The organism is Amycolatopsis sp. NPDC034160, from assembly GCF_055575355.1.
Genome location: NZ_JBVISU010000024.1, coordinates 13,019 through 33,565, shown reverse-complemented (window position 1 = coordinate 33,565; position 20,547 = coordinate 13,019). Strand labels below are relative to the sequence as shown.

Sequence of the window (20,547 nt, the reverse complement as noted above, 5' to 3'; positions counted from 1 at the left end):
CACGGCAGCGGCGTAGTGAAGGCCTCCTTACCTACCTTCAGGGTGGGTAAGGAGACCTTCACGGACACCTGCGGCCGAAAGGGCGCGTGCGGATGTGGCGACACCCCCGGCGTCGCCCGCCCCTGATTCATCGGCTGGACGAGGCGAAAGGACCTTGTGCGGTGTTCGAGGAGAACAACGCCCTCCGGGGCACGGAAATACACCGGAGAGACCGATTCGATCCGGGGCCGGAGTTGCGTTCCCTGATGAGCGAAGGCCCCTGGTCCATCTTGGAGGACAAGCATTCTCCCGACGGACGGACCGGGTGGCTCGCCACCGGGTACGACGAGATCCGGCAGGTTCTCGGCTCGGACAAGTTCAGCGCCAAACTGCTTTTCGGCGGGACCGAGGCCGGGCGGATCTGGCCCGGCTTCCTCGGTCAGTACGACCCACCGGAGCACACGCGCCTGCGCCGGATGGTGGCGTCCGCGTTCACCTTCCGCCGGATGCAGGCCTTCCAGCCGCGGATCGAGCTGATCGTCAAGGCCACCCTGGACGATGTCGAGGCCACCGGTGGCCCGGTGGATTTCGTCCCCCGGTTCGCGTGGCCCATCGCGACGACGGTGATCTGCGACTTCCTCGGCATTCCCCGTGACGATCAGGCGGACCTGTCCCGCGCCCTGCACGCCAGCCGGTCCGAGCGGTCGGGTAAACGGCGCGTGGCGGCGGGAAACAAGTTCTGGACCTACATGGGCCAGATCGCGGCCAAGACCCGCCGCGATCCCGGTGACGACATGTTCGGCGCGGTGGTGCGCGAACACGGCGACGACATCACCGACGCGGAACTGCTGGGGGTGGCCGCGTTCGTCATGGGCGCGAGCGGGGACCAGGTGGCTCGTTTCCTCGCGGCGGGTGCGTGGCTGATGGTCGAGAACCCGGAACAGTTCGCGGTGCTCCGGGAGAAACCGGAGACCGTCCCGGATTGGCTGAACGAGGTGGCCCGGTACCTCACCAGCGACGAGAAGACCACTCCGCGCATCGCGCTGGAGGACGTGCGCATCGGCGATCAGCTCATCAAGGAGGGCGACGCCGTCACCTGCTCCTTGCTGGCCGCGAACCGCCGGAAGTTCCCCGACGAGGAAGACCGGTTCGACATCACCCGGGAAAAGCCCGCGCACGTCACGTTCGGGCACGGCATCCATCACTGCCTCGGCCGCCCGTTGGCCGAAATGGTGTTCCGGACGGCGATTCCTGCGCTGGCGCACCGTTTTCCGACACTCAAGCTGGCGGAGCCGGATCGCGAGATCAAACTAGGTCCGCCGCCGTTCGACGTGGAAGCCCTGCCGCTCGACTGGTAGCGCGGCGCCGGTACCGGTAGCCGTGCCGCCGCACTCGCGTGCTCAGAAACGAATCTCGCGTGCTCAGAAACGAATCTCGCGTGCTTGGAGACGCAACTCGCGTGCTGGGAGGCGGGACACCCGGGTGCGGAGCCTGGCACGCGAGTCCCGCGCCTGAGCACGCGAGTTACGTGTCTGAGCACACGAGTTACGGGTTTGAGCACGCGAGTTACGTCGTCGCGCTGCCCGTCACCCGACGAACAGGCCGCCCACGATCACGACACGGTCGGTCTTCTTCTCGATAACCCGGATCGCCACACGACCAACCCGGCCGACCCGTCACCTGTGCCCCTCTTCTCCGCCGTAGCAAAGGAGTTTTCCCGTTGAGCGAGGATGACCCGCGTCCGCTGCACATTCGCCGGGACGGCTTGGATCCGGCGCACGAACTGCTCGCGGCCGGACCGTTGACGAGGGTCACCGTCGGATCCGGCGCGGACGCCGAGACCCATTGGATGGCGGCCACGCACGCCGTCGTCCGGCAGGTGATGGGCGACCACAAGCAGTTCAGCACCCGGCGGCGCTGGGACCCGCGCGACGAGATCGGCGGGAAGGGCATCTTCCGGCCGCGTGAACTGGTCGGCAACCTGATGGACTACGACCAGCCCGAGCACACGCGGCTGCGGCAGAAGCTGACCCCCGGTTTCACCCTGCGCAAGATGCAGCGGATGCAGCCGTACGTCGAGCAGATCGTGAACGGCTGTCTCGACGAGATGGAGGCGGCGGGTTCTCCCGCGGATCTGGTCCCGCTGCTCGCCGAGAAGGTGCCCGGCGCCGTGCTGTGCGAACTGATCGGCGTGCCGAGGGACGACCGGGACATGTTCCTGAAGCTCTGTCACGGACATCTCGACGCCTCATTGAGCCAGAAGAGGCGGGCGGCGCTCGGCGACAAGTTCTCCCGCTACCTGCTGGCGATGATCGCCAGGGAACGCGAGGAACCCGGCGAGGGGATGATCGGGGCGGTCGTCGCCGAATACGGGGACGACGCCACGGACGAGGAGCTGCGAGGCTTCTGTGTTCAGGTGATGCTGGCCGGCGACGACAACATCTCCGGCATGATCGGGCTCGGTGTGCTGGCGATGCTGCGGCACCCCGAGCAAATCGCCGCGTTCCGCGGTGACGACCAGTCGGCGCAACGAGCCGTCGACGAACTGATCCGGTACCTGACCGTGCCCTACAGTCCGACACCCCGCATCGCCACGCAGGACGTCACCATCTCCGACCAGGTGATCAAACGGGGCGAGAGTGTCATCTGTTCGCTGCCCGCGGCGAATCGTGACCCTGCCCTGGTGCCGGACCCGGACCGGCTCGACGTCACCCGCGATCCCGTCCCGCATGTCGCGTTCGGCCACGGCATCCACCATTGCCTCGGCGCCGCGTTGGCCCGCCTCGAACTGCGCACGGTCTTCACCGCGCTGTGGCGCCGTTTTCCCGCGCTGAGGCTCGCGGATCCCTCGCAGGACACCAAGTTCCGCCTGACCACTCCCGCATATGGCTTGACCGAGTTGATGGTCGCCTGGTGATCGGCGGGCCCGTCCACCCGGGCCGCTGGACGTCCCGCCTGATTACGGGTGAAATTGGGACGCCGGCGTGCTCGGTCGCCAACGCCGGAACGGCATTTTCCCGCCTCTACCAAGGAGTTTCCATTCGGATGGGGCACGATATCGAGCAGGTCGCGCCGCTCCTGCGGGAGCCCGCGAACTTCCAGCTGCGAACGAACTGCGATCCGCACGAGGACAATTTCGAACTCAGGGCGCACGGCCCGCTGGTCCGGATAGCCGGGGATTCGTCGACGCAGTTGGGCAGGGACTTCGTCTGGCAGGCACACGGTTACGACGTCGTCCGCCGGATATTGGGCGATCACGAGAATTTCACCACGCGGCCGCAATTCACCAACGCGAAATCCGGGACCCACGTCGAAGCCCAGTTCGTCGGGCAGATATCGACTTATGATCCGCCCGAGCACACCCGGCTGCGGAAGATGCTCACGCCGGAGTTCACGGTCCGCCGGATCCGCCGAATGGAGCCCGCGATCCAAAGCCTCGTCGATGATCGCCTCGACCTGATGGAGGCCGAGGGGTCGCCCGCGGACCTCCAGGCGCTGTTCGCCGACCCGGTCGGTGCCTTCGCCCTGTGCGAACTACTCGGCATCCCGCGGGACGATCAGCGTGAGTTCGTCCGGCGGCTGAGGCGGAACACCGACCTGAGCCGCGGCCTCAAGGCGCGAGCGGCGGACAGCGCGGCGTTCAACCGGTACCTGGACAATCTCATCGCCCGGCAGCGCGCGGATCCGGACGACGGATTCCTCGGCATGATCGTGCGGGAGCACGGCGGCAACGTCACCGACGAGGAACTGAAGGGGCTGTGCACGGCGCTGATCCTCGGCGGTGTCGAGACCGTCGCGGGGATGATCGGCTTCGGGGTGCTCGCCCTGCTGGAGAACCCCGACCAGATCAAGGTGCTTTTCGAAGGCCCGGAACGCGCCGATCGCGTCGTCAACGAATTGGTGCGTTATCTGTCTCCCGTGCAGGCGCCGAATCCCCGTCTCGCCATCAAGGACGTGGTCATCGACGGGCAGTTGATCAAGGCGGGGGATTACGTCCTGTGCTCGGTCCTGATGGCGAACAGGGACGAGGCGTTGACGCCGAATCCCCACGTTCTCGACGCGAATCGTGCCGCGGTGTCGGACGTCGGATTCGGGCACGGAATCCATTACTGCGTCGGCGCGGCCTTGGCGAGGTCGATGCTGCGGACGGCGTATCAAACCCTGTGGCGGCGATTCCCGGGCCTGCGGCTGGCGGTGCCCATCGCGGAAGTGAAATACCGAAGCGCGTTCGTCGACTGTCCTGATCAGGTTCCAGTCGCCTGGTAGCACGATCCGGGGTGAAAACCAGCCTCCGCAATTTGACACTCGATAGAGGAATGGTGGGAGATGTCGGTCGAAGACTTCGATGTGGTGGTGGCCGGTGGCGGGCCGGGCGGTTCGACCGTCGCCACGCTGGTGGCCATGCAGGGCCATCGGGTGTTGTTGCTGGAGAAAGAGGTTTTCCCTCGATACCAGATCGGTGAGTCGCTGCTGCCGGCCACGGTGCACGGCGTGTGCCGGATGCTCGGTGTCTCCGACGAGCTGGCCAACGCCGGTTTCCCGATCAAACGGGGCGGCACGTTCCGCTGGGGTGCGCGGCCGGAGCCGTGGACGTTCCACTTCGGCATCTCCGCCAAAATGGCCGGTTCGACGTCGCACGCCTATCAGGTCGAGCGGGCGCGCTTCGACGACATCCTGCTGAAGAACGCCAAGAGCAAGGGCGTGGTCGTGCGGGAAGGCTGCTCGGTCAACGACGTCGTGGAAGACGGTGAGCGGGTCACCGGGGCGCGCTACACCGATCCCGACGGCAACGAGCGTGAGGTGTCCGCGCGGTTCGTGATCGACGCCTCGGGCAACAAGAGCAGGCTCTACTCGAAGGTCGGCGGGTCGCGGAACTATTCGGAGTTCTTCCGCAGCCTCGCGTTGTTCGGCTATTTCGAGGGTGGCAAACGCCTGCCGGAGCCGGTCTCGGGGAACATCCTGAGCGTCGCCTTCGACAACGGCTGGTTCTGGTACATCCCGTTGAGCGACACGCTGACCAGCGTCGGCGCGGTGGTGCGCCGGGAGGACGCCGACAAGATCCAGGGCGACCGCGAGAAGGCGCTCAACGCCTTGATCGCCGAATGCCCGCTGATCTCGGAATACCTTTCGAACGCGACCAGGGTGACCACCGGCAAGTACGGCGAACTGCGGGTCCGCAAGGACTACTCGTACCAGCAGGACAGTTACTGGCGGCCGGGAATGATCCTGGTCGGCGACGCCGCGTGCTTCGTGGACCCGGTGTTCTCTTCCGGGGTGCACCTGGCGACCTACAGCGCGCTGCTCGCGGCCCGGTCGATCAACAGCGTCCTCGCGGGTGATCTGGACGAAAAGACCGCGCTCAACGAGTTCGAGTCGCGTTACCGCCGCGAGTACGGCGTCTTCTACGAATTCCTCGTGTCCTTCTACCAGATGAACGTGAACGAGGAATCGTATTTCTGGCAGGCCAAGAAGGTCACGCAGAACCAGAGCACCGACATCGAATCGTTCGTCGAGCTGATCGGCGGGGTGTCGTCCGGGGAGACCGCGCTGACCGCGGCCGACCGGATCGCCGCGCGCAGCGCCGAGTTCGCCGCGGCCGTGGACAAGATGGCGGCGGGCGACGGTGACGACATGGTGCCGATGTTCAAGTCGGCGGTGGTCCAGCAGGCGATGCAGGAAGCGGGCCAGGTCCAGATGAAGGCGCTGCTCGGCGAGGACGCCGAACCCGAGCTGCCGCTCTTCCCCGGCGGCCTGGTGACTTCGCCCGACGGGATGAAGTGGCTGCCGCACCACCCGGTGTGAGCCGCTGCCCGTCATGAGCCCATCGGTGGCTGAGGACCTACGAAACAGGGGATGCGAAATGCGCGTGCTGATCTCGGGGTGTGGATCACGCGGAGACATCGAACCGTTGGTGGCCTTGGCCGTCCGGTTGCGAGAACTCGGTGCGGATGCGCGGATGTGCCTGCCGCCCGACTACGGCCAGCGGTGCGCCGAGGCCGGGGTGCCGATGGTGCCGGTCGGGCCGGCGGTACGAGCGGGGGCACGCGGGCCGGGTGAACCGGCGCCGGGGGATCCCGAAATCGTGACCGACGTGGTCGCCGAGTGGTTCGGCAAGCTTCCCTCGGCCGCCGAAGGCTGTACGGCGGTGGTGATGACCGGTCTGCTGCCCGCCGCCGTCGCCGCGCGGTCGGTGGCCGAGAAGCTGGGCGTCCCTTACCGCTACATCGTGCTGTCCCCGGACCATCTGCCGTCGGTGCACAGCCGGGCGGAGCTGGACCTGTACAACGAGGGCGCTTACGGGCTTTTCGGTGACGTGGTCAACGAAAAGCGGGCCACGCTCGGCCTGGCACCGGTGAAGGATCTCTTCGACTACGGCTACACCGAGCGGCCCTGGCTGGCGTCGGACCAGGTACTGGCGCCGTTACCGTCGTCGGACTCCGGCACCGTGCAGACCGGTGCGTGGATCCTGCCCGACGAACGGCCCCTGCCGCCGGAGCTGGAAGCGTTCCTGTCCGCCGGGCCACCGCCGGTGTACGTCGGTTTCGGCAGCTCGTCCGGTGCCAGGACCGCGGCTGCCGCGAAGGTGGCCGTCGAAGTGGTTCGCGCACAGGGTCATCGGGTGGTGCTTTCCCGTGGCTGGGCCGATCTCGCCCTGCCGGACGAGGACGACGGCTGCTTCACCGTCGGCGAGGTGAACCTCCAGGAGCTGTTCGGCCGGGTGACCGCCGCCATCCACCACGACAGCGCGGGCACGACGTACGTGGCCATGCGGGCGGGCATCCCCCATGTCGTCGTGCGTCGCGTGGTGGACAACGTGGTGGAGCAGGCGTATCACGCCGACCGGGTGGCCGAGCTGGGCGTCGGGGTGGCGGTCGACGGGCCGATCCCGGCCGCCGGTTCCCTGTCCGCCGCGCTCACCACGGCCCTGTCCCCGGAAATCCGGGCGCGGGCGAAGGAGGTGGCGGCCACGATGCGCGTCGACGGGACGACGGTGGCCGCGGAACTGCTGTTCGACGCGGCCGGCGTCGAGAAGCCGGTCGTGCCCGCATGAACGGGGGAAACGTGACGCGGGTGTTGCTGGCCACGTGCGGAAGCCGCGGCGACGTCGAACCGCTGGTGGCACTGGCCGTCCGGTTGCGGGAGCTCGGTGCGGAGGCGAAGCTCGCCGCACCGCCGGACTGCGCGGATCGGCTGGCCGAGGTCGGCGTGCCGCATGTGCCCGTCGGCGCCTCGGCGCGCGAGCCGGTCAAGAACGCGGCGCCGCCGACGCGCGAGGACATGCAGCGGTTCATGACCGAGACGATCGCCACGCAGTTCGACCGGATCCCGGCGGCCGCCGAGGGGTGCTCCGCCGTGGTGACGTCCGGGCTGCTGGCCGCCGCACTCGGTGTGCGGTCGGTGGCCGAGAAGCTGGGCATCCCGTACTTCTACGCCTTCCACTGCCCGAGTTTCGTGCCGTCGCCGCACTATCCGCCACCGCCGCCCCTCGGCGAGCCGCCCGCACCGGAGGGGACCGACATCCGGGCGCTGTGGGAGCGGAACAACCAGAGCGCCTTCCGGCGATACGGCGGCCCGCTCAACAGCCTGCGGGAAGCGATCGGCCTGCCGCCGGTGGACGACATCTTCGGCTTCGGCTACACCGATCACCCCTGGCTGGCCGCGGACCCGGTGCTGGCCCCGCTGCAGCCGACCGACCTCGACGCCGTGCAGACCGGTGCGTGGATCGTGCCCGACGAACGACCGCTTTCCGCTGAGCTGGAAGCCTTCCTGGCCGCCGGTACACCACCGGTGTACCTCGGGTTCGGCAGCCTGCGCGCCCCCGCCGACGCCGTCCGGGTGGCCGTCGCCGCGATCCGGGCACAGGGCCGCCGGGTGATCCTTTCCCGTGGCTGGGCCGATCTGGTGCTGCCCGACGACCGGGAAGACTGTTTCGAGACCGGCGAAGTGAACCACCAGGCGCTGTTCCCCCGGGTGGCCGCCGTCGTCCACCACGGCGGCGCGGGCACGACGCACGTGGCGACGCGGGCGGGCGCGCCCCAGATCTTGCTACCCCAGATGGCGGACCAGCCGTACTACGCGAGCCGCGTCGCCGAGCTGGGGATCGGCGTGGCGCACGACGGTCCGGTCCCGACCTTCGATTCCCTGTCGGCCGCGCTCACCACGGCACTCGCCCCGGAAACCCGGGTCAGGGCGACGGCCGTGGCGGCCACGGCCAGGACGGACGGGACGACGGTGGCGGCGGAACTGCTGCTCGACGCGGCCAGCCGGGCCGACTCCGCGGTTTCCGCGTGAAACCCACAACCGATCAAGATAGGGGACGCGAAATGCGTGTGCTGTTGTCGACGTGCGGAAGCCGCGGAGACGTCGAACCGCTGGTGGCCTTGGCGGTCCGATTGCGAGAACTCGGCGCGGAAGCACGCATGTGCGCGTCGCCTTCCTCCGCGGACCGGCTCGCCGAAGCCGGGGTGCCGCATGTGCCGGTCGGCCTGGCGCACGAGGGCATGTTGCTGCAGGAGGGGATGCCGCCGCCGTCGGCCGAGGAGGAGCGCAAGTTCGCGGCCATGGCGATCGACATGCAGTTCGACCAGGTCCCGCCGGGGGCCGAGGGTTGTGACGTGGTGGTGGCGACCGGCGAGCTGGCCCACGCGACCGGCGTGCGGTCGGTGGCCGAGAAGCTGGGCATCCCCTACTTCTACGCCGCCTACAGCCCGAACTACCTGCCGTCGTCGGCCTATCCGCCGCCCGAGGACGAGCGGACCACGCCGGGCGTGACCGACAACGGGGTGCTGTGGGCCGAACGTGCCCAGCGTTTCACCGAGCGGTACGGGGAAGCGCTCAACAGCAGGCGCGCCGCGATCGGCCTCACCCCGGTCGAGGACGTCTTCCGCTACGGCTACGGTGAGCGGCCCTGGCTGGCGGCGGACGCCGTCCTCGCCCCGGTGGACCCGGCTCTCGACGCCGTGCAGACCGGCGCGTGGATCCTGCCGGACGAACGGCCGCTCCCGGCGGACCTGGAGGAGTTCCTGGCCGCCGGGCCACCGCCGGTGTACGTCGGTTTCGGCAGCGCGTCCGGCCCCGGACTCGCCGACGCCACGAAGACGGCCATCGAAGCGATCCGCGCCAAGGGCCACCGCGTGATCCTTTCCCGCGGCTGGGCCGATCTGGACCTACCCGACGACGGGGCCGACTGCTTCGCCGTCGGCGAGGTGAACATCCAGGCGCTGTTCGGCCGGGTGGCCGCCGCCCTCCACAAGGGCAGCGCGGGCACTGAACACCTGGCCACGCGGGCGGGCATCCCCCAGCTCGTGCTGCCCCGGCACACGGACCAGCCGTACTACGCGAGCCGCGTGACCGCGCTGGGGATCGGGGTGGCGCTGGAGGAACGTCCGGTCCCGACCTTCGACACCTTCTCGGCCGCGCTCGCGCGGGCCCTTTCCCCGGAAACCCGCGCGCGAGCGGCGGCCGTGGCGGTCCAGGTCCGCACCGACGGCCGGACGATGGCCGCGGAACTGCTGTTCGAGGCCGCGGGACAGGGCAAACTCACCGTTCCCGCCTGACCGCGGGCCACGACTTTTTCGAGACGAAGCACAGAGGAGACCGCATGTCGACCACGTCCCAGTGCCGTATCTGTGACGGCACTGTCACCGAGTTCATCGATTTCGGGCGACAGCCGCTTTCGGACGCGTTCGTGGTCCCCGGCGAGGAGAAGAAGGAGTTCTTCTTCCGGCTCGCCACGGGGATCTGCGATTCCTGCACGATGGTGCAGCTGATGGAAGAGGTCCCGAGGGACCTGATGTTCCACGAGGCCTACCCCTATCACTCGTCCGGTTCGGCCGTCATGCGCGAGCATTTCACCGGACTGGCCAAGCGGTTGCTGACCACGGAGCTGACCGGCGACGACCCGTTCATCGTCGAGCTCGGCTGCAACGACGGCATCATGCTCAAGGCCGTGGCCGAAGCGGGGGTGCGCCAGCTCGGCGTCGAACCCTCCGGTGGCGTCGCCGATCTGGCCGCCGCAAAGGGAATCCGCGTCCGCAAGGACTTCTTCGAAGAGGCGACGGCGGCCGACATCCGGAAGAACGACGGCCCGGCCGACGTGATCTACGCGGCCAACACCCTGTGCCACATCCCCTACATGGACTCGATCCTGAAGGGCGTCACCACCCTGCTCGGCCCGAACGGCGTGTTCGTGTTCGAGGACCCGTACCTCGGGGACATCGTGGAGCGCACGTCGTTCGACCAGATCTACGACGAGCATTTCTTCTTCTTCACCGCCCGTTCGGTACAGGAGATGGCCGCGCGCAACGGTCTCGAGCTCGTGGACGTCGAGCGCATTCCGGTGCACGGCGGCGAGGTCCGCTACACCCTCGCCCTCGCCGGGGCCAGGAAGCCGACCGAGGCCGTGGCGGAACTGCTGGCGTGGGAGACCGAACGCAAGCTGTCGGAGTACGCCACGCTGGAAGGTTTCGCCACCAACGTGAAGAAGATCAAGGAAGACCTGATCGCGCTGCTGACCAAGCTCCGTGCCGAGGGCAAACGCGTCGTCGGCTACGGCGCGACGGCGAAGAGCGCCACGGTGACCAACTTCTGTGGCATCACCCCGGATATGGTGCAGTTCATCTCGGACACCACACCGGCCAAACAGGGCAGGCTCAGCCCGGGTCAGCACATCCCGGTCCGCGAGTACCGGGAATTCGCCGACGATCACCCGGACTACGCGCTGCTGTTCGCCTGGAACCACGCCGACGAGATCATGAACGCGGAGCAGGCTTTCCGTGACTCCGGCGGGCAGTGGATCCGGTACGTGCCGAATGTGCACGTGAGCTGACGTGGCCGCGATGACCCACGACCTCGGCGCGGACCGGATACTGGCGATCTCCCCTCATCTGGACGACGCGGTCCTGTCCTTCGGGGCGGGCCTCGCCCAGGCGGAACGCGACGGCGCGAAGGTGACCGTCCACACGGTGTTCGCCGGTAGCGCGATGCCGCCGCTCTCACCGGCGGCGGAGCGGCTGCACTCGATCTGGGGACTCTCGCCGGATCAGGACGCGTCGCTGCGTCGCCGCGAGGAAGACATCGCCGCGCTCGGCCACCTGGGGGCCGAGTACCGGCACAGCCGATTCCTCGACGCCATCTATCGCAAGTCGCCGGACGGCCGCTGGCTGGCCGACAACGTGCCAGGACGGCGGAAACTGGCCATCGGACCGCAATCGCCCCAAGGGGATCCGGAGCTGTTCGCCGCGGTGAAGGCGGAGATCGCGTCGATCGTCGACGAGTGCGACCCGACGCTGATCGTGACCTGCGCGGCCGCCAGTGGACATGTCGACAACGAGATCACGCGGGACACCACGCTGCTCGTCGCGCGGGACAAGGACATCCCGGTGCGGCTGTGGGAAGACCTTCCGCACGCGATGTTCGCGCCGGGCGCCGCCGAACTCCCGGCGGGTTTCCGGCTCGGTGTCCCCGATTTCGTCTCGGTCGAGCCGGCTGCCCGGACGCGGAAGTTCGAGGCGATGCGGCTTTACCCGACGCAGATGTCGATGCTCCACGGGCCGGAAAAGGACCTTTTCGCGCAGTTGGAAAGGCACGCCCGGAAAAGCTCGCCACAGGGCGCGTATGGCGAAACGACCTGGCCGGTCATCGCCCGTGAAGACAACGGCTGAATCGTGCCGGAGACGAATGTCGACCAGGAGGGTGTCCTGATGACCGATCAACTGGAGCGCGGCCCGGTGCGGACGGCGCACGCCGGCGTCCTGCTTTCCTCAGTGGGGGAGCGGGGTGTGCTGTGCGACTTCTACGACGAGGACGGCTCGGACACCTATCGGGATTTGATCCAGGACTCCGACGGCACCCTGGAAACGCGGGAATTCGCGGCTCGCCTTCCCGGCGATCCCGGGCCCGTGCTGGAACTCGCGGCCGGAATGGGCAGGCTGACGTTCCCTTTCCTGGAGCTCGGCTGGGACATGACCGCATTGGAGCTGTCGGCCACGGTGGTCGCCGCGTTCCGGAAGCGGCTGGCGGAAGCGCCGTCCGACGTGCGAAAGCGCTGCACGGTCGTCCAGGGGGACATGAGCGCTTTCGCGTTGGACAAGCGCTTCGGCGCGGTGGTCATCAGCTCGGGCTCGATCAACGAACTCGGCGAAGCCGACCGGAAAGGCCTGTACGCGTCGGTTCGCGAGCATCTCGCGCCCGAGGGAAAGTTCCTGCTCAGCCTGGAATTGACGAAACCCGTCGAAGCGGAGCCGGTGGAGCGCAGCCAGGAGTTGTCCGGGCGCAGCGGCAAACGGCACGTACTGCACGTGAAGATCCTGCCGTCGGAGGAGACCCAGGAAATCACCATCTACCCCGCCGACGAGACCGAGGACCCCTTCGTCGTCTGCACGCATCGCCGAAGGCTCTTCACGGTGGACCGGATCGTGCGGGAACTCGGACAGGCGGGCTTCGACGTCGTCGCGCGGAAACCGTTCTCCTCCACCGGCGCCGGCCGTGACGACATGGTGCTCGTAGAGGCGCAACGGTCGTGAGCCCCCTTCCGGTACTTATCGAGGGGTGGTGTCCCGAAGGTGTCGTGAAAGCCACTTTCGGGACATCACATGTCCTGAAAGTGGCTTTCGCGACACCTCCTTGAGGGCTGGGGAAGGTTGGTCACCCCTGGCGGTGTGAGCGGGGAATCGGGAGGCGGGCATGTCCCCCATGCGGCAGTGGAGACGGTCAGCTTCCCCAATGCCACATTTGCGGCATCCGGCCGCGGCGCGAACAGGCCCGCCCGCAACACGCCACGTTCGCCTTACCTCTCGTTAGAACACGAATCGCCACTCGCGACCGGCCCGGCCCACGCCTCACCGGAGGCGCCGAGCCAGGAAGTCCGTGAAGGCCTCCTTCCCTACCTTGAACATAGGGAAGGAGGCCTTCACGGACTGAAGCCGGTGGAGCGACGACCACCGCGAGGGGTCACGGCAGCCGCGAAGTGATCAAGGCGGCGAGCCTGCTCACGCCTTCCTCGATCAGCTCGGGCGTGAGCAGGCTGATGGACAGCCGGAGCTGGTTGAACCCGTCTTTCCCGCCGTAGAAGTGATGCATCGGGGTGAACAGCACGCCGTGGTCGCGGGCGGAGTCCGCCAGCAGTTCGTCGTCGACGACGAAGGGCACGGTGACGGTGACGAAGAACCCGCCCGTCGGGGTGTTCCAGCGGACTCCGGCGTGGCCGCCGAGCCTGCGGTCGAGTTCGGTCAGCGTCAGCCGGAGATTGCGCTGGTAGATGGCGGTCTCGCGAACGTTGGCCTTGGTGAGGCTGTAGTCGTTGAGCAGCAGCTTGCCGGCGATCACCGCCTGCGCGATGGGTGAGGTGTTCACGGTGAGCATGCCCTTGAGCTTGGAGAGCTGGTCGGCGTACAGGCCGCCGCCTCCCACGCGCTGATCCGCCACCGCGTACCCGACCCGGGCGCCGGGCATGCCGGTCTTGGCGAAAGAGCCGATGTAGACCACGGTCCCCGACCGGTCGAGCGCTTTCAGGGTGGGGAGGCGCTCGGCGCCGAAGAGCCCGTACGCGTTGTCTTCCAGCAGCAGGATTCCGTGCGCCTCGGCGACGTCGAGAAGCCGGTGACGGGACGCCAGATCCATGCTGGTGCCGGTGGGGTTGGCGAAGTTGGGGGTCACGTAGCAGGCCCGCACCCGCTTGCCCTGTTCGTCGGCTCGCTTCAGCTGGAGGACGAGATCTTCGGGGTCGATGCCGTTCTCGCCGGACCGGACCGGCCAGACGGGCGTGTCGGTGAGCAGCGCCGCCCCGGTCAGGCCGACGTAGGTGGGAGCGGGGGCGAGCAGCACGTCCCGCTCGTTCGCTCGCAGCGTGCGGAGCACCAGGAACATGGCCTCCTGGGCGCCGACGGTGACGACCACGGATTCCGGGGCGACGTCGATGTTCTCGTCCTCGGCGAGGTTGCGGGCGATGATGTCGGCGATGATGCCCTTCGTGGTGCCGTACTGGAAGAGCGCGCGGGTGACCCCGGCCTCGTCCACTTTCCGATCGCGCCGGAGATGATCGCAGTACGCGTCGAGATAATCGTGAATGAGCTGGATGTCGAAAAACTCTTCATACGGTCGGCCTGCCGCCATGGAAATGGCCACAGGATATTCGTCGATCAGCTCGTTGAGCAGATTCATCGACGAGATGGCAGGATCGGTGAGTGATCCGTGCAGCGATTCCATGTCCAAATGATCGGACAAACCGTTCGAATACATAAATGCTAGGATTTCCATCCGGCTGCGAAGTGTCAAGCAGCGGCGTGGACGCGATTGACCACCGATTTTTCGTCCATGTCCAGTACCGAATCCTTCCAGATAATCGAGTTCCGAAGGTACGGTCACGACAGTGCGCGGAGAACCTGGGGATCGCACACTCCACATCAGACGGAAACCGGCACCGGCGTGATTCGACGGCTGCCATGTCGCTGCGCGCCGTGGCTGTGCGGCGAGCGGGGAAGGACCATCATGCTGATGACAACCGAGAACGGGATCCGGTTGTCTTACCACGACCAAGGCGACGGTCCGGCCGTGCTGTTGCTGACCGGCACCGGGGCGCCGAGCTCGGTGTGGGACCTGCATCAGGTACCGGCACTGCGCGCCGCCGGATTTCGCGTGATCACCATGGACAACCGCGGGATCCCGCCGAGCGACGACGGCGCGGGCGGGTTCACCATCGACGACCTCGTCGAGGACGTGGCCGCCCTGATCGACTACCTCGACGCGGCCCCGTGCCGCGTGGTCGGCACGTCGATGGGCTCGTACATCGCGCAGGAACTGGCACTCGCCCATCCGGAATCGCTGGATTCGGTCGTGTTGATGGCGGCCTGCGGCAGGAGCAGCCTCGTCCAGCGGGTGCTGGCCGAGAGCGAGGCCGAGCTGATCGAACGGGGTACCGAGTTGCCACCGGGCTTCCTCGCCGCGGTCCGCGCCATGCACAACCTGGGGCCCGCGACGCTCGCCGACGACGATCTCGTCGGCGACTGGCTGGACCTGTTCGAGGCGTCGGGGGCCTGGGGACCAGGGGTCCGGGCGCAGCTGCTGCTGAGCGCGCTGCCCGACCGCCGCGAGGCCTACCGCGCGATCAAGGTGCCCTGCCACGTCATTTCCTTCGAACACGACCTCGTGGCGCCGCCGGCCGCGGGACAGGAGTTGGCCACCGTGATCCCTGGCGCCACGCACCACACCGTCCCGGGTGTCGGGCACTTCGGCTATCTGGAAAACCCGGAGGCGGTGAACCACGAGTTGCTCGGGTTCCTGCACTCCGGGTCCGGCGCACGTCTGGGGGAGACCGCATGACCGGTACGACCATGTCACCCGAGCTCACCGTGCCGGCGGCGGGCACGACGCCCGCCCTGTTCGAGGCGACCGCCGCGGCGCTGCCGGACCGGCCAGCCGTGGCGATGGGTGCCACCACGCTGACCTACGCCGAACTGAACGCGGAAGCCAACCGGCTCGCCCGACGGCTCGTCGCGCACGGCGTCGGCCCGGAGCGGCTGGTCGCCTTGGCCATGCCGCGGTCGATCGAGTTCGTCGTCGCGATGCTGGCCGTGCACAAGGCGGGTGGTGCCTACGTGCCCGTCGATCCGGACTATCCGGAGGAACGCAGGCGGCACATGCTGGACGACACGGTGGCGCACTGCCTGCTGTGCTTGCCGGGACAGGCTGTCTCGGACGCCAGGGACGTGATGAGCGTCGTGCGGGAGCCCGGGGTGTCCGAGCCGAACCTGGCCGATCGGGACCGGCTCGGCCCCTTGCTGCCCGACCACCCCGCTTACGTCATCTACACCTCGGGCTCGACAGGGCGGCCGAAGGGCGTGGTGGTCACCCACCGCGGCATCCCGAATCTGGCCGCCGACTACGTCCGCCGCCAGCGTTTGCTGCCGGACAACCGGTTGCTGGCCTTCGCTTCGCCCAGTTTCGACGCCGCCGTCGCCGAGTTCTGGCCGATGTGGGCGGCCGGTGGCTGTCTGGTCCTCGCGCCCGCGGCGGACCTGGTCCCCGGCGAACCGCTCGCCAGGCTGGTCCGGGAGCAGGGCATCTCCCACATCACGTTGCCGCCGTCCGCCTTGGCGCCGCTGGAAGACGCCGGCGGGCTGCCACCGGGAGTGACGCTCCTGGTCGCGGGTGAGGCGTGCCCGGCACCGGTCGCGAAACGCTGGGCGAGCGACCGCGTCATGATCAACGCGTACGGTCCCACGGAGACCACGGTCGCGGTGACCGCCAGCGACCCGCTGACCGGCGACGGCACGCCGCCCATCGGCAAGCCGATCACCGGTGTCCGCGCGTATGTGTTGGACGATCGCCTGCGGCCCGTCCAGGACGGGGAGGTGGGCGAGCTGTACGCGGTAGGCCCCGGCCTCGCCCGCGGCTACCTCCGCAGGCCGGGCGCGACCGCCGTGCGGTTCCTGCCGGATCCCTTCGGTGAGCCGGGTGGTCGCATGTACCGCACCGGAGACCGGGTGCGGCGGCGTCCGGACGGCCAGTTCGTCTTCGTCGGCCGCGTCGACGACCAGCTGAAGGTCCGTGGTCACCGGATCGAACCGGGCGAGGTCGAGACGGCCCTGCTGGCGGCCGACGGCGTGGCACAGGCGGTGGTGACCGAGCACGAGAACCGGCTCGTCGCTTACGTGGTCGGCACCGCGGGCGAGCGGGTGTCGGCCGAGAATCTCCTGCCGCCGCTGCGAAAGCGGTTGCCCTCGTATCTGGTCCCCGATGTGGTCGTCAGCCTGCCGAGCCTTCCGATCTCGCCGAACGGCAAGGTCGACCGGGCCGCTTTGCCCACTCCCGAAGAGGAGCATGCCGGGCGGGCGACGACGGGACGAGCACCGCTCACGCCGACGGAGATCATCCTCGCCGAGTTGTTCGCCGAAGTGCTCGGCGTCGGCAGCGTCGGCGTCGAGGACAGCTTTTTCGAGATCGGCGGCCACTCGCTGCTCGCGACTCGTCTGGTGAGCCGCATCCGCGAAAGCCTGAAGATCCGGCTGCGAGTGCAGGCCTTCTTCGACGCGCCGACCGTGGCACAGCTCGCCAAGGTGCTCGACGGCGCACTCACCTGATCTGGAGGCCCTTCATGCAGACGACGACAGCCGTCGACCTCGGCAACCCCGATCTGTACACGACGTTGGACCGCCACGCCCGCTGGCGCGAGTTCGCGGCGGAAGACGCGATGGTGTGGAGCGAGCCGGGCAGCTCACCCACCGGCTTCTGGTCGGTGTTCTCGCATCGGGCGTGCGCCGCGGTCCTCGGACCGTCCGCGCCCTTCACCTCCGAGTACGGGATGATGATCGGCTTCGACCGTGACCATCCGGACAACTCGGGCGGCCAGATGATGGTGGTCTCCGAACAGGATCAGCACCGCAAACTCCGCAAGCTGGTCGGCCCGTTGCTCTCGCGGGCGGCCGCGCGGAAGCTGTCGGATCGGGTGGGGGCCGAGGTGCGCGGCGTGCTCGACCGTGTGCTCGACGGCGAAGTGTGCGACGTGGCCGCGGCGATCGGCCCGCGGATCCCCGCCGCGGTCGTCTGCGACATCCTCGGGGTGCCCGCGGCGGATCAGGACATGCTCATCGACCTGACCAACCACGCTTTCGGCGGTGAGGACGAGCTGTTCGACGGGATGACGCCGCGGCAGGCGCACACCGAGATCCTCGTCTACTTCGACGAGCTGATCACCGCGCGCCGCAAGCAGCCCGGTGACGACCTCGTCGGCACGCTGGTGGCCGACGACGACCTCACGACCGACGACGTGTTGCTCAACTGCGACAACGTGTTGATCGGCGGCAACGAGACCACGCGGCACGCGATCACCGGCGCGGTGCACGCGTTCGCCACGGTGCCCGGCCTGCTGGACGAGGTACGGGACGGGAGCGCGGACATCGACACCGTCGTGGACGAGGTGCTGCGCTGGACCTCGCCCGCGATGCACGTGCTCCGGGTGTCGACCGGCGAGGTCACGATCAACGGTCGCGACCTGCCGCCCGGCACCCCGGTGGTCGCGTGGCTTCCCGCCGCGAACCGGGATCCCGCCGTGTTCGACGAGCCCGACACCTTCCGTGCCGGGCGGAAACCCAATCGCCACATCGCGTTCGGCCACGGGCTGCACCACTGCCTCGGCTCCGCCCTCGCGCGGATCGAGTTGGCGGTCGTGCTGCGGGAGCTGGCGCAGCGGGTGTCGCGCGTGGAACTGGTGAAGGAACCGACCTGGTTGCGCGCGGTCGTCGTGCAGGGATACCGGGAACTCGCGGTGCGGTTCACCGGGCGCTGATCCGCGCCACGTCCGTCCTATGTGGACACCAACTGTCAAGCGGACACCATTGCCGCGAAATTGACCTCGCGTCATCCTGTGAATGAGGATCACATCTATTCCACGGAGGAATGTCTTGTCTTCTCAAGGAGCCATGCAGAATTTCGAAATCGACTATGTGGAAATGTACGTGGCCGATCTCGAGGCGGCCGCGTCCGGCTGGATGGACAAGTACGGCTTCACCACCGCCTCCACCGACCGGTCGGCCGACCACCGGAGTGTGACGCTGCGGCAGGGACCGATCGCGCTGGTCCTCACCGAGCCGACGTCGGACCGGCACCCGGGGGCGACGTACCTGCAGACCCACGGTGAAGGGGTGGCCGACATCGCGCTGCGCACTTCGGACGTGGCCGCCGCTTTCGAGGCCGCGGTGCGCGCCGGGGCGGAACCCCTCCGCGAGCCGGGTGCGCGGGCGGAGGGAATCGTCACGGCCACCGTCAGCGGCTTCGGCGATGTCGTGCACACCCTGATCCAGCGCGACGGAGCCGTCGAATCGCCGGAAGCCTTCCGCGGCAAGGGAGGCGTCGACCTGCTCGCGATCGATCACTTCGCGATCTGCCTGAACGCGGGGGATCTCGGGCCGACGGTGGCGTTCTACGAGCGCGCGCTCGGGTTCAAGCAGATCTTCGAAGAGCACATCGTGGTCGGTGCCCAGGCGATGAACTCCACCGTCGTGCAGAGCGCGTCGGGAGAGGTCACCCTCACCCTGATCGAGCCCGACAAGACCGCCGACCCCGGCCAGATCGACGACTTCATCAAGGAACACCACGGCGCGGGCGTCCAGCACATCGCCTTCACCAGTGCGGACGCCGTCCGCGCGGTCAAGGAACTTTCCGCGCGCGGGGTGGAATTCCTGAAGACCCCGGACACCTATTACGACCTGCTCGGCGAGCGGATCGAGCTGGAGACGCATTCGCTGGACGACCTGCGGGAGACGAAGCTGCTCGCCGACGAGGATCACGGCGGCCAGCTGTTCCAGATCTTCACCGCCTCCACGCATCCGCGTAAGACCATCTTCTTCGAGATCATCGAGCGGCAGGGTGCCGGCACCTTCGGCAGTTCCAACATCAAGGCCCTGTACGAGGCCGTCGAGCTGGAACGGACCGGGCAGACCAAGCTCGGCCCAGCCCGTCGATGACGCACCTCTGCCTGGACGACCTCGAGCGCGCGGCGCGGGCTGTCCTACCCGGCGAGATCTGGGACTTTCTCGCCGGGGGCAGCGGCGCGGAGGCCTCGCTGGCGGCCAACCGCGCCGCGCTCGAGCGGATCTTCGTGGTTCCCCGGATCTTGCGTGAGCTGGCGGGCGGCACGATCGAGACCGAGCTCCTCGGTCGTCGCGCCGCGCTGCCGATGGCGGTCGCCCCGATCGCGTACCAGCGGTTGTTTCACCCCGATGGTGAGCTCGCGGCGGCTCGCGCGGCGCGGGACGCCGGCGTGCCGTACACCATCTGCACCCTGAGCAGTGTCCCGCTGGAGGAGATCGCGGCCGTCGGTGGACGACCCTGGTTCCAGCTGTACTGGCTGCGCGACGAGAAACGCTCTCTCGAACTCGTCCGCCGCGCGGAGGACGCCGGCTGCGAGGCGATCGTGTTCACCGTCGACGTGCCGTGGATGGGACGGCGGTTGCGGGACATGCGCAACGGCTTCGCCCTGCCGAATTCCGTGACAGCGGCCAACTTCGACGCCGGCGTGGCCGCGCACCGCCGTACTCGCGGGCAGTCGGCGGTCGCGGACCACACCGCGCGCGAATTCGCCCCCGCCACTTGGGAATCCGTCGAGGCCGTCCGGGCGAACACGGAACTTCCCGTCCTGCTCAAGGGAATCCTCGCCGTCGAGGACGCGAGCCGTGCCGTCGACGCGGGGGTCGGCGGAATCGTGGTGTCCAACCACGGAGGTCGTCAGTTGGACGGTGCCGTTCCGGGCATCGAAATGCTGGGCGAGATCGCCGCCACCCTTTCCGGGTGGCAGGGGGAGATCCTGCTGGATGGAGGGATCCGGAGCGGCGGGGACATCCTGAAGGCGATCGCGCTGGGGGCGTCCGCCGTCCTGGTCGGACGACCCGTGATGTGGGGGCTCGCCGCGGATGGCGAGGACGGCGCCCGGCAGCTGCTCGACCTGCTCGCCGTCGAATTCCGGAACGCGCTGGGCCTCGCGGGCTGCGACTCGGTGCGCGCGGCCGCCCGGCTGGGCACGCGGGTCTCCCACTACGGCTCACGGGCCTACGCCTGACGTCGATCCGAGCTTTC

The 20,547-nt window shown here is 68.3% G+C and carries 16 protein-coding genes; 15 read left to right on the top strand and 1 reads right to left on the bottom strand.

Features of this window, described 5'->3' with window-relative positions; all coding sequences use genetic code 11:
- Positions 1 to 161 precede the first annotated feature (161 nt).
- The 10 genes from ACZ54P_RS33970 to mpaM all read left to right on the top strand — a co-directional run bounded on the left by ACZ54P_RS33970 (position 162) and on the right by mpaM (position 12,503).
- Positions 162 to 1,337, top strand: a complete 1,176-nt coding sequence (locus ACZ54P_RS33970) for a cytochrome P450 (protein ID WP_465465699.1) — start codon at positions 162 to 164, stop codon at positions 1,335 to 1,337.
- A 362-nt stretch (positions 1,338 to 1,699) separates the two neighbouring features.
- On the top strand, positions 1,700 to 2,896 hold the full coding sequence (locus ACZ54P_RS33965) for a cytochrome P450 (protein ID WP_465465698.1): 1,197 nt from the start codon (positions 1,700 to 1,702) through the stop codon (positions 2,894 to 2,896).
- 128 nt (positions 2,897 to 3,024) lie between these two features.
- The gene (locus ACZ54P_RS33960; RefSeq protein WP_465465697.1) at positions 3,025 to 4,245 is read left to right on the top strand and encodes a cytochrome P450; all 1,221 of its coding nucleotides are present in this window, start codon (positions 3,025 to 3,027) and stop codon (positions 4,243 to 4,245) included.
- A 60-nt stretch (positions 4,246 to 4,305) separates the two neighbouring features.
- Complete coding sequence (locus ACZ54P_RS33955) at positions 4,306 to 5,781, top strand: tryptophan 7-halogenase (protein WP_465465696.1); 1,476 nt, start codon at positions 4,306 to 4,308, stop codon at positions 5,779 to 5,781.
- Between the two features lie 58 nt (positions 5,782 to 5,839).
- Entirely contained in the window at positions 5,840 to 7,030 is a 1,191-nt protein-coding gene (locus tag ACZ54P_RS33950) for a glycosyltransferase (protein WP_465465695.1), read from the top strand.
- Complete coding sequence (locus tag ACZ54P_RS33945; protein WP_465465694.1) at positions 7,027 to 8,271, top strand: glycosyltransferase; 1,245 nt, start codon at positions 7,027 to 7,029, stop codon at positions 8,269 to 8,271. The genes ACZ54P_RS33950 and ACZ54P_RS33945 overlap by 4 nt, the downstream gene beginning before the upstream one ends.
- Before the next feature lie 32 nt (positions 8,272 to 8,303).
- Positions 8,304 to 9,536 (top strand): glycosyltransferase, encoded by a 1,233-nt coding sequence (locus ACZ54P_RS33940; protein ID WP_465465693.1) that lies wholly within the window; start codon positions 8,304 to 8,306, stop codon positions 9,534 to 9,536.
- A 44-nt stretch (positions 9,537 to 9,580) separates the two neighbouring features.
- Positions 9,581 to 10,807 (top strand): methyltransferase domain-containing protein, encoded by a 1,227-nt coding sequence (locus ACZ54P_RS33935; RefSeq protein ID WP_465465692.1) that lies wholly within the window; start codon positions 9,581 to 9,583, stop codon positions 10,805 to 10,807.
- 10 nt (positions 10,808 to 10,817) lie between these two features.
- The gene (locus tag ACZ54P_RS33930; protein WP_465465691.1) at positions 10,818 to 11,642 is read left to right on the top strand and encodes a PIG-L deacetylase family protein; all 825 of its coding nucleotides are present in this window, start codon (positions 10,818 to 10,820) and stop codon (positions 11,640 to 11,642) included.
- Between the two features lie 39 nt (positions 11,643 to 11,681).
- The gene (gene mpaM / locus ACZ54P_RS33925; RefSeq protein WP_465465690.1) at positions 11,682 to 12,503 is read left to right on the top strand and encodes a daptide-type RiPP biosynthesis methyltransferase; all 822 of its coding nucleotides are present in this window, start codon (positions 11,682 to 11,684) and stop codon (positions 12,501 to 12,503) included.
- 427 nt (positions 12,504 to 12,930) lie between these two features.
- Here mpaM and ACZ54P_RS33920 read toward each other — a convergent pair whose 3' ends face one another.
- Positions 12,931 to 14,217: an aminotransferase-like domain-containing protein gene (locus ACZ54P_RS33920; RefSeq protein ID WP_465465689.1), complete on the bottom strand. Its 1,287-nt coding sequence runs from the start codon at positions 14,215 to 14,217 to the stop codon at positions 12,931 to 12,933.
- A gap of 249 nt (positions 14,218 to 14,466) precedes the next feature.
- Between ACZ54P_RS33920 and ACZ54P_RS33915 the strand changes: the two genes are divergently transcribed.
- The 5 genes from ACZ54P_RS33915 to ACZ54P_RS33895 all read left to right on the top strand — a co-directional run bounded on the left by ACZ54P_RS33915 (position 14,467) and on the right by ACZ54P_RS33895 (position 20,530).
- A complete protein-coding gene (locus ACZ54P_RS33915) occupies positions 14,467 to 15,297 on the top strand; it encodes an alpha/beta fold hydrolase (protein ID WP_465465688.1) in 831 nt (276 codons plus the stop codon).
- Complete coding sequence (locus ACZ54P_RS33910) at positions 15,294 to 17,057, top strand: amino acid adenylation domain-containing protein (protein ID WP_465465687.1); 1,764 nt, start codon at positions 15,294 to 15,296, stop codon at positions 17,055 to 17,057. The genes ACZ54P_RS33915 and ACZ54P_RS33910 overlap by 4 nt, the downstream gene beginning before the upstream one ends.
- 14 nt (positions 17,058 to 17,071) lie before the next feature.
- Positions 17,072 to 18,262 carry a cytochrome P450 gene (locus ACZ54P_RS33905; RefSeq protein ID WP_465465686.1) on the top strand — a complete coding sequence of 397 codons (1,191 nt, stop codon included), beginning with the start codon at positions 17,072 to 17,074 and terminating at the stop codon, positions 18,260 to 18,262.
- A 133-nt stretch (positions 18,263 to 18,395) separates the two neighbouring features.
- On the top strand, positions 18,396 to 19,439 hold the full coding sequence (hppD, locus tag ACZ54P_RS33900; protein WP_465465685.1) for a 4-hydroxyphenylpyruvate dioxygenase: 1,044 nt from the start codon (positions 18,396 to 18,398) through the stop codon (positions 19,437 to 19,439).
- Entirely contained in the window at positions 19,436 to 20,530 is a 1,095-nt protein-coding gene (locus ACZ54P_RS33895) for an alpha-hydroxy acid oxidase (RefSeq protein ID WP_465465684.1), read from the top strand. The genes hppD and ACZ54P_RS33895 overlap by 4 nt, the downstream gene beginning before the upstream one ends.
- Positions 20,531 to 20,547 lie beyond the last annotated feature (17 nt).